This window comes from Vibrio sp. YT-19(2023) (assembly GCF_033337395.1).
Window position 1 is genome coordinate 1 of sequence record NZ_JAWOQN010000537.1, and the last position, 682, is coordinate 682.

The following is a 682-nucleotide window of genomic DNA, read 5'->3' on the forward strand; positions in this document are numbered from 1 at the left end:
GCTCACCCGCTCGCGCCGCTTCAATCGCCGCATTCAGTGCAAGTAAGTTAGTCTGTTCTGCAATGCCGCGAATTACATCTAGTACAGAGGCAATATCGCTCACATCATTATCTAGCGTATTGATCACATGGCTTGCGCTTTCGATCTCTCCAGCCAAGTCACGAATCGAGCCGACCGTTTGCTCCAAAATCACATTGGTATTAGAAAGCTCATCATTCGCGGTTTGGCTTGCAACTGCTGCTTCATTTGCACTCTCGCTCACATTGCGGCTAGTCACTTGCATTTCATGCACTGCCGCAGCAACTGCTTCGCTATCGCGCTGTTGAGAAACTGTCGAATCAGCAATCGTCGCGGTGAGCGAGCTTAAGTTTGCCATCTCTTGACGAAGCGTGTTTGAGCTATCAATCACCTGTGACACGGTCGCTTGGATTTTAGAAACAAACTCGTTAAATGCCTTCGCCAGCTGACCAATTTCATCTTGCGTATTAATTTGGATTCGTTGGCTAAGATCACCATCACCCGAAGCGATTTGCGCCATTGCGTCTTTGATGTCGTTTAATGGTTTAAGTACTGTGCGTAGCAGCAGGAACACCATGCCAAGCGCCGCTAAGATCACAACGATGATACCCATTTCTAAAATCGATTCTGCTCGTGCAGTCGCCGCAGAAATGTCTGACTTCAA

General features: G+C 48.1%; 1 protein-coding gene. It reads right to left on the bottom strand.

All coding sequences use genetic code 11. The features are described 5' to 3' along the window. Positions 1-682: methyl-accepting chemotaxis protein (locus tag R7E78_RS26975; RefSeq protein ID WP_318058723.1), on the bottom strand; the 682-nt coding region annotated here is incomplete at both ends.